This is a genomic window from Rhodoferax sp. (genome assembly GCF_014859475.1).
GTDB lineage: Bacteria > Pseudomonadota > Gammaproteobacteria > Burkholderiales > Burkholderiaceae_C > Rhodoferax.
This window is the reverse complement of sequence record NZ_JACUUE010000019.1, coordinates 18,959-27,662: the sequence shown is the minus strand read 5'-3', so window position 1 is coordinate 27,662 and position 8,704 is coordinate 18,959. Positions and strand designations below refer to the sequence as shown.

Sequence of the window (8,704 nt, the reverse complement as noted above, 5' to 3'; positions counted from 1 at the left end):
TTTCAGTCCGCATACGGGTGCAGCCGAGAGTCTGCCATGTGCGACTGCCGGGTGATACCTTGGGCTGAATCCGGTGATGTATTCAATAACTTAACGAGGATCTTTATTCATGAAATTTGTTCGCCAAACTCCCCTTATCGCCCTTGCCGTGAGTGCCGTCTTGTCGGTACCGGCGATGGCGCAGGAAACCGTCCGCTGGGGCGTGCCAATGGCCTTTGGCTCCCACCTGGTCGCGCTGGGCGACACCATGCCTTGGGTTTCTGAGCAACTGAAAAAAGTCTCTGGTGGTTCGGTCAACCTGCAAGTGTTCGAGCCCGGCAAACTGGTGCCAGCATTGGCCATTTTCGACAGCGTGTCCACTGGCAAGGTGGAAGCCGGTTACAGCTGGATGGGCTACGAACTCGGCAAGGTGCCGGTCTCGGCCTTGTTTGGCGCAGTACCGTTTGGCATGGAAACCCCCATGTACTCGGCCTGGATGTACTTTGGTGGTGGCGATGCATTGCTCAAGGAATCCTTTAAGCCGCACAACGTGTACCCGATTTTCTGCGGCTCCATCAGCCCCGAAGCCGCCGGCTGGTTCCGCAAAGAGATCAACTCGCCTGAAGACCTCAAGGGCCTGAAATTCCGCGCTGCCGGTTATGGCGGCAAGGTCTATCAAAAGCTGGGCGCATCGGTCACCATGCTGCCCGGCGGCGAACTGTTCCAGGCGCTGGAAAAGGGCGTGCTCGACGGCACCGAGTTTTCGCTGCCCACGGTGGACGAACAGTTGGGTTTCTCCAAAGTTGCCAAGAACTACTACATGCCGGGCTGGCACCAGCCGTCCACCAACCAGTTCCTTTACGTGAACCTGGCGGCCTGGAACAAGCTCAAACCGCAAACCCAGGCACAGATCGAGACCACATGTACCGCTGCCGTCACCATGGCCATTGCCAAGGCTGAAGCGCTGCAAGGACAAACCCTGAGCAAGTTCGAAAAGGACGGCGTCAAGGCGCGTCAGTTCAACAAGGTCATGCTCGATGCCTTTGCCAAGGCCTCGCGCGAGGTCATGGCCGAAGAATCGGCCAAGGACCCGCTGGTCAAAAAAGTGTACGACAGCATGACGGCCTTCCAGGCCAAGAACGCCAACTGGCACCACCTCGGCTATCTGCCGCGTGACTTCAAGTAAGCGCTGAACCCGCGCCCAATGCGGCGCGCACCAAGCCGTTCCAAAAAGCAACTGCCGCATGGAACGGCTTACTTCTGCCAAGGAAACTATCCATGAATACGCAAAATGGTCTCATCACAGGCCATTCCGGCATCGCGCTGCCAACCACGGCATTTTCACGTGCCATTGACCGCCTGGTTCAGGGTGTCGGGGAGGTTTCCTCCCTACTTTGGACCCTATTGGTCATGACCATCGTTCTACAGGTGCTGCTGCGCTACGGCTTTGGCGTCGGCTCCATCATGCTCGAAGAAACGCAGTGGCATTTATATGCCGTTGGCTTCATGCTCGGGCTCTCATTTACCGAATTACACGAGCGTCACGTGCGCATCGATGTGCTGGCCGCAGGGTTTAACAGCAAGGCCCGCCTTTGGATCGAGTTGTTGGGCACTGGCGGTTTTCTGCTGGGATTTTCCTTGCTGGTGATCTGGTTTGCCGTGCCTTTCGCTGTCAGTTCCTGGGAACTCGGTGAGGTTTCCGCTGCACCGGATGGCCTTCCCTACCGCTGGGTCCTGAAGGCTTTCATGGTGACTGCTTTTGTCTTGCTGGCACTGACCGGCATGAGCCGTCTGACGCGCATCTGGAAAGCGTTGTTCACTTCGCCATGACCATCGCGCCAGCGACTGGCCAGCCCGTCATCTGTCCCAATTTTTCGAGATCCGTCCATGCCCTTTTACGAAATTCTTTCCATCGCGTTGATGGGATCGTTCATTCTGGCCTTGTTCCTTGGCTATCCGGTTGCCTGGTTGCTGGCGGGGATATCAATGCTGTTTGCCGCCATCGCGATCACCCTGACGACCCAGTTTGGCATCGACACTTTTCTGCTGACCAGCTGGGTCAAGTTCTCGGGCATCATCGACCGTTTTGACGCCATCATGTCGAACTGGGTGCTGGTGTCGCTGCCCATGTTCGTTTACATGGGCTTGATGCTCGACCGCTCGGGTGTAGCCGACGTCATGATGCGCAATTTTGTCAAGGTGTTCGGCGGCATTCGCGGCGGGCTTGGCCTGACCGTGATCGTCATCGGCATTTTGCTTGCCGCCTCGACCGGCATCGTGGGCGCCTCGGTGGTATTGCTGGCCATGCTCTCGATGCCGATCATGCTACAACACCATTACTCGAAAAAGCTGGCGTGTGGCATCGTGGCCGCTTCGGGCACGCTGGGCATCCTGATCCCGCCGTCGATCATGCTGGTGCTGATGGCCGACCAGGTGTCGGTGTCAGTGGGCAACCTGTTCATGGGCGCGCTGATTCCAGGTCTGCTGCTCGGCCTGCTGTACATGCTCTATGTCATGCTGGTGGGTGTTTTTCGACCCGACATCGTGCCGCCACGTGCCGCCGATGCCGAGAAACTCACAGCGCGTCAAATCATGGTTGCTTTCCTGTCCACGATCCCCACCTTCGGCCTGATCCTGGTGGTGCTGGGTTCGATCTTTTTCGGCATCGCCACACCGACCGAAGCCTCTGGCCTGGGTGCCTTTGGCGCCATGCTGCTGGCGGCTGTCAATGGCAAGCTGAACTGGAAAGTGATACGTCAGGTGGGCCTCGACACCACCACCACCACCTGCTTCATTTTTGCGATCTTCATTGGCGCCACCGTGTTTGCCTATGTGCTGCGCATGATTGGCGGCGACGAATTGATCACCGAAATTTTCAAAGGCACCGGCCTGGGCCCCACTGGTCTGGTCATTCTGGTGCTGGCAGTGGTTTTTGTTGCCGGATTTTTCCTGGACTGGTTCGAAATCGTGCTGATCATCCTGCCGCTGCTGGCCCCGGTGATCAAACTCGCTGGCCTCGACATGACCTGGTTCCTGATTCTGGTGGCACTGATGCTGCAGACCTCGTTCCTGACGCCGCCGGTGGGCTTTTCGCTGTTCTACCTGAAGGGCGTGGTACCCAAGGGCGTCACCATCCGCGACATCTACCTCGGTGTGCTGCCCTTCGTGGCGCTGCAAATGCTCATGGTGGCCGCCTGCTTCGAATGGCCACAGCTCATCATGTGGCTGCCTGAGCAGATGTACGGCGCCAAATAGTCGCAGAGTTTCAGGAATCCTGCCAGATCACCGGCTTGCCCGAGCTTTCCCAACGCTCGTAATTGGCTGAATAAGCGTCTTCGATGCGGTTGCGCTTGACCTTGAAGGTGGGCGTGACAATGTCGTTCTCGACCGTCCACGCCGTGCTGGCAACCACCAGGCACTTGAGTTGCTCGTGCGGGTCCAGCGTTTCATTGATGGTTTTCAGGTGTTGCGCCAGCGACATTTCGAGTTCGCTGCGGCTGGCCGGGTCTGCACTGCGCGCCAAGGCTTCCGCGTTGAGCATCACCATGCCCAGCGGCTGGCCCAGGTTGGCGCCGGTCACCACGCAGGCTTCCACCGCGTCGTGCATCACCAGTTTGTCTTCGATGGGCGCTGGTGCCACGTATTTGCCCTTGCTGGTCTTGAACAGGTCTTTGACGCGCCCGGTGATGTGCAGGCAAGCTTGGGCGTCGATCTGGCCCTTGTCGCCGGTGCGCAGCCAGCCGTCTTGGGTGAAGGCCTCGCGGGTCTGTTCAGGCTCTTTGTAATAGCCCTGCATCAGCGCCGGGCTGCGCATCTGGACCTCGCCCGTGGCAGTATCGATGCGAATGTCAACGCCCGCATAGGCCGGTCCCACCGAGCCTTCCTGGTTTTGCCCGGCCAGCGTCAGGTTCGAAACAGCCAGGTTTTCAGTCATGCCGTAGCCTTCGTTGACCGGCAGGCCCAGCCTGCGGTACCAGGCCAGCAGCGACACCGGCATGGGTGCCGCGCCCCCGGCGGCAAAACGGCACTGGTCGAGCCCCAGCGCCTTGTGCACTTTGCGCCGCACCAAACCGCCAATGAGCGGAATCGACAGCAGCCGGTCAAGCTTGGCCGGCGGCATTTTGTGGTGCACGCCATGCTGGAACTTGACCCACAGCCGGGGCACCGAGAAGAAAATGGTGGGTTGCGCGCGTTGCAGGTCGGTGGTGAAGGTGTCGAGCGATTCGGCAAAAAACACATGCATGCCGGTGTGCAGCCAGCCGTGCTCTACCAAGACACGCTCGACCACATGGGCCAGCGGCAGGTAAGACAGCATGCGGTCTTGCTGCGTCATGCCCACGGCCGCGGCGCCAGTGGCAATGGCCCAGGCGAAATTATCGAAGCTGTGCATCACGCCCTTGGGCTTGCCGGTGGTGCCCGAGGTGTAGATCAGCGTGGCAAGCTCGTCGGCTGCGCGAACCACTTTGCTCTGCAGGGGTTCGTTGCGGGTGATGACGGCGTCCCAGCCCTCGAAGCGTTGCCGCGCATCCGGCGGCGACAGCGGGTAGCTGATGCACGGCATGTCCGCGGACACACCCGGCTTCATCAACTCCCAGTCGTCAAGCTTGCCGACAAAACAGGCGCGCGCCTCGCTGTGGGTCAAAATCTGCCTGACGGTGTCATGCCCGAGCGTGGGATACAGCGGCACCGACACGTAGCCGGCCATCCAGATCGCCAGATCGCTCATCAGCCACCAGGCGCAGTTCTTGGACAAAATGGCCACCTTGGCACCGGGCTCCCAGCCTTGCGCTTTGAGGTGGGTGGCCATGCGGCGCACCTGGTCGGCCACCTGCGCCCAAGTGAAGTCCTGAATGACACCGCCGCCCATCGGCTGGGTCAGGGCAATTCGGTCCGCCGCGGTCTTTTCCCAGAAATACAAGCGTTGCAAAGCCAACTGGTCAGATGTCACAGGATTCATTAAACTTGTCTCCTCGAATGATGAAATTCACGCCGGTTGCGAGTGTGCATGGCAGTATATGGAAAGAGTCATTTTTTGTGAACCGTGTAAGCCTTAACATAACCGGACATACCCAAAGTATTCAACCCTTCCCTGCGACTTATCATGAAACCCCTACTCTCCCTGCTCCTTGCCTCCCTGCTGTGCGTGTCACCACTGTCGGGCCAGGCCCAAAACCCCACACCCGAGGCCGAGGCCCTGTTGGCCAGCGCGCTGGCGCTCGCGCCGGATGCCAAGCGCGGCGCGGCTGAATTTGCCGAACAGTCTTGCACGGCCTGCCACAGAAAAGATGCCTCAGGGCGTCCGGCCAGCAACACCCCCCGGCTATCAAGGCAGCATGCCGCCGTGATCATCAAGCAGGTGCTCGACATTCGCAGTGGTTTGCGCCACAACCCGCCCATGCAACCCATGGTGACCGAAGAAGAACTGAGCCTGCAAACCCTGGCCGATATCGCTGCCTACTTGCAGTCGCTGCCGGTGACAGGAAAGCTTGCCAAGGGTCCGGGGTCGGGCGTGGCACGCGGCAAGCAAGTATTCGACAACGCCTGTTCAGGCTGCCATGGCGCTGGTGGTGAAGGTACCCAAGCTATTTTTGCACCCATGGTGGCTGCGCAGCACTACCCCTACCTGCTGCGCGAACTTGAATTCATTCGCGACGGTAAGCGGGGCAATTCCAATCCAGCCATGAGCAGCCTGATCAAGGCTTATACACAAGACGATTTGCAGGCGGTGGCAGACTATATGGCGCAATTGCCGGCACCTGAACGCCCATAAATCGCCACGCAGCCTGTTTGGTAAAACTCGCGCGACTGGCGGGTGTTGGGCAAATTTTGATCCTCAGGTATAAACGCGCGTATCGACCATCTTGCCAATGTCGATGGCCTCAGCCATCATCATTGACGGCCGCTCGCGGCTGTGACGACGAGGCATCTGTTTGAGGAAAAAATGAGCACCGAGCATGTCAAGTTCGCCCATGTTGGCCGTACCGATCCTGATTGGTTTTTTCACCGTTGCACCGCTGTGGGTCACTTGGCTGGTCTTCGACTTCCTGCTCGGCATCCTCGCCGGCATGGGCACGCCGCTGCTGCGCACGGCTGCCCGCGCCGTCATGCCGTTTTCCGAGACACTGGGCGTCTGGCTGCTGGATTCGGATTTCCAGAAATTGGTGGCGGTGCTGCTGACGCTGGGCACGCTTTACGGCATCGGTGTATTCGCCTCGCTGGTGCTCGGCAAGAAACTGCTTGAGATTTTCGAGGCGATACTTGCCCGCCTGCCGCTGGTGCAGACCATCTACGGCGGCACCAAGCGCTTTCTCCAGTCCATACGTCAGCCGCCAGCGGCGGGGCAGCGCGTCGTGCTGATCTGCTTCCCGACGCCGCAGATGAAGGCGGTGGGTTTCGTGACCAAACTAATGAGAGATGCCGACAGCGAGCGCGAACTGGCCGCCGTCTATGTGCCGACCTCGCCTAACCCGACGTCGGGCTACATCGAGATCGTACCGCTCGACGAGGTGGTGCAGACCGACTGGAGCGTCGAACAGGCGATGAGCTTCATCATGTCTGGTGGCGCTAACGCGCCGGAGCATGTGCGTTTTTCCCACCAACCGACTGATGCGTCGGAGGCGGATGCCGAGCACTCCAGCGGTCAGAGCACCGGCGCCAGCAGATAGACGGGGCGCGCGGCCATCCCTGACAAATGACGGCGTGACCTGGCGCGCATCGTCACTGCGCAGTGCCCGGGGCGCGCAAGCTTGACAGATAAGCCACCAGCGCGTCGATCTCGTCGACCCCCAGTTCGCGGTAGCCCTCCTTCATGATCGCAGTGCGCCGTGGCAGCTGCGTGGCTGCCACACCGGTGGCGAGAATCCAGTCGCGCACGGCCGCCGCGTCGAGCCGGTCGCCAATGCCGTCCAGTGGAAAGCGCGGATTGCCTTCGCCGGCGATGGCGTGACACGACGCGCAGCCTTGTTCCTGATAGACGACGCGGCCAGATGCCACCAGAGGTGAAGGTTCGGCGCTTGCCGCGACGTGCGACGTCGCAGTGTCCGGATTCTGCGACCAGGCGAATAGCAGCGCCAGCAGGATTGCCAATGCGCCGCTCACCGCCACGATGATTCGCACCCAGGTTTCACGCATGATCTTGGATTCCTCAGTTGGACGCGCCCGAGTGGGCTGCTGGTGTCATCATTTCATTGCCTTATCAAAATTTTTAAACGGTCAACTGAGGAATTCAGGATGAGCGTCACACCATATCAAAAAGTTCGAAGTGGATGCGGGCAAGCGGCACGCCCAGCGTGCGCAGTCCGTGCTGCGCCGCGTCGGTCATCGGCTTGGGGCCGCACAGGAAATATGTCAGATTACACCTGTCCGCCCCCGGCAGATGACGCTCGAGCAGCGCCGTATCGACCCAGCCGCGTTCGCCTTTCCAATCCGGCGGCGGGTCGGCCAGCACATGCACCAACTTGAGGCCGAGGCGGCCGCGCAGCGCGTCGAGTTCCTCTCGAAAAATCACCTCGTCCCAGCGGTCGTTGGCATAAATCAGCACGACGGGTCGACGCTCAGCGCGCGCCGCCGCCGTGCGCAGCATGCTCATGATGGGCGCGATGCCGACGCCGCCGGCGATGAAAACAAAACCGGGGGCCGCAGGATGGCGGTCGGTGCTGAAGACGCCGTAAGGCCCGTCAAGATAGGCAAACGTGCCTGGTTGAACGTCCTTGATGGTGGCCGTGAAGTCGCCCAGCGCCTTGATGGTGAACTCGACCCGGCCGCTGTCGGCGTCAGAGGAAAACGAGAACGGGTGCTCGCGCAGATGAAAAGGCGAATCGCCAAGCGTGAGCCAGGCGAACTGGCCGGACGCGAAGCGCAGGCCGGCGTGGCCGACCGGCGCCAGAGCGAGCGTCCAGGCGTTGCCTCGCTCCGGACGCACCTCAGTCACCTGCCAGGGGTGGCGCAGCATCCGCCAGGGCTTGACCAGCCGCACATAAACGATGAGCCCCACCCACGAGAGCGTAAAGCCTGTCCACAGGACGCGTTTCCATGGCGCGTTGATGTAGTAGCCAACGCCCTCGATGTGGCCGACCGCGGCAAGAAAAGCGGTGGTGGCGAGCAGTGCGTGCCAGAGGCGCCAGCGCTCGTAGTCGATGCGCAAGGGCTTGCGCCACAGCGAGGTGACGACGACGAGAAGGAACAGCGTCAGCGCGAGCCGCCCCGCGGTCATGTACCACGGTGCATGGCGCGGGTCGAGGGCGCCCAGCGCCGCGACGTTGTCAATGCGGATGATCAGGAAATGGGCCAGCACCAGGCCGAGCGCGACCAGCGCGGCGTAGCGGTGGAAGTAATAAATGATGTCGATGCCGAAGGGTGCGGCTGCGCGGCGAAAGCGCGCCGTCAGGGCGAACTGAACGCCGAGCATAGCCATGCCGGCGAAGCCGAGGGCCATGGAGAAATCCCACCAGAAACCCGCGCCGGCCGGCACCTGGCCGGTCAGCAACACGAGCAATGGCGCGACGACCAGCAACAGGTAGATGCTGATCCACAGGGCTGCCCGGGCGAAGGTGCGATTGAGCATCAGTGTGCGGCGGTGAGATCGGCACACATAATCAATGCGCCGATAAAGGCGGGATGGACATGGCGTTTCATGGGCTGAACACTCCTGCAAAAACGGGACGGTCTGCCAGCGAAGGATAACACCAACACGCGAAATCCAGCTTGAATTCACCCGCGCATTGAC

8 protein-coding genes are annotated in these 8,704 nt (G+C 60.6%); 5 read left to right on the top strand and 3 right to left on the bottom strand.

Going from position 1 to position 8,704, the window contains the following annotated elements:
- The first annotated feature begins 109 nt into the window (after nt 1-109).
- From IBX54_RS03335 to IBX54_RS03325, 3 genes are all read left to right on the top strand, one after another.
- A complete protein-coding gene (locus IBX54_RS03335; protein ID WP_296541242.1) occupies nt 110-1,165 on the top strand; it encodes a TRAP transporter substrate-binding protein in 1,056 nt (351 codons plus the stop codon).
- A 224-nt stretch (nt 1,166-1,389) separates the two neighbouring features.
- Nucleotides 1,390-1,809, top strand: a complete 420-nt coding sequence (locus tag IBX54_RS03330) for a TRAP transporter small permease subunit (protein WP_296541241.1) — start codon at nt 1,390-1,392, stop codon at nt 1,807-1,809.
- Between the two features lie 57 nt (nt 1,810-1,866).
- Nucleotides 1,867-3,234, top strand: a complete 1,368-nt coding sequence (locus IBX54_RS03325; RefSeq protein WP_296541240.1) for a TRAP transporter large permease subunit — start codon at nt 1,867-1,869, stop codon at nt 3,232-3,234.
- Between the two features lie 10 nt (nt 3,235-3,244).
- Here the strand turns inward: IBX54_RS03325 and IBX54_RS03320 are convergent, their stop codons facing one another.
- Nucleotides 3,245-4,936 (bottom strand): AMP-binding protein, encoded by a 1,692-nt coding sequence (locus tag IBX54_RS03320; RefSeq protein WP_296541239.1) that lies wholly within the window; start codon nt 4,934-4,936, stop codon nt 3,245-3,247.
- Between the two features lie 144 nt (nt 4,937-5,080).
- Here IBX54_RS03320 and IBX54_RS03315 point away from each other — a divergent pair, with 144 nt between their 5' ends.
- Both IBX54_RS03315 and IBX54_RS03310 read left to right on the top strand, forming a co-directional pair.
- Nucleotides 5,081-5,749, top strand: coding sequence for a c-type cytochrome (locus IBX54_RS03315; protein WP_296541238.1), 669 nt, complete (start codon nt 5,081-5,083; stop codon nt 5,747-5,749).
- Nucleotides 5,750-5,948: 199 nt separating this feature from the next.
- Nucleotides 5,949-6,644 (top strand): DUF502 domain-containing protein, encoded by a 696-nt coding sequence (locus IBX54_RS03310; protein ID WP_296541237.1) that lies wholly within the window; start codon nt 5,949-5,951, stop codon nt 6,642-6,644.
- Between the two features lie 52 nt (nt 6,645-6,696).
- Here IBX54_RS03310 and IBX54_RS03305 read toward each other — a convergent pair whose 3' ends face one another.
- Both IBX54_RS03305 and IBX54_RS03300 read right to left on the bottom strand, forming a co-directional pair.
- Nucleotides 6,697-7,110 (bottom strand): cytochrome c, encoded by a 414-nt coding sequence (locus tag IBX54_RS03305; protein ID WP_296541236.1) that lies wholly within the window; start codon nt 7,108-7,110, stop codon nt 6,697-6,699.
- A 106-nt stretch (nt 7,111-7,216) separates the two neighbouring features.
- A complete protein-coding gene (locus IBX54_RS03300; protein ID WP_296541235.1) occupies nt 7,217-8,542 on the bottom strand; it encodes a ferric reductase-like transmembrane domain-containing protein in 1,326 nt (441 codons plus the stop codon).
- Between the last annotated feature and the right edge of the window lie 162 nt (nt 8,543-8,704).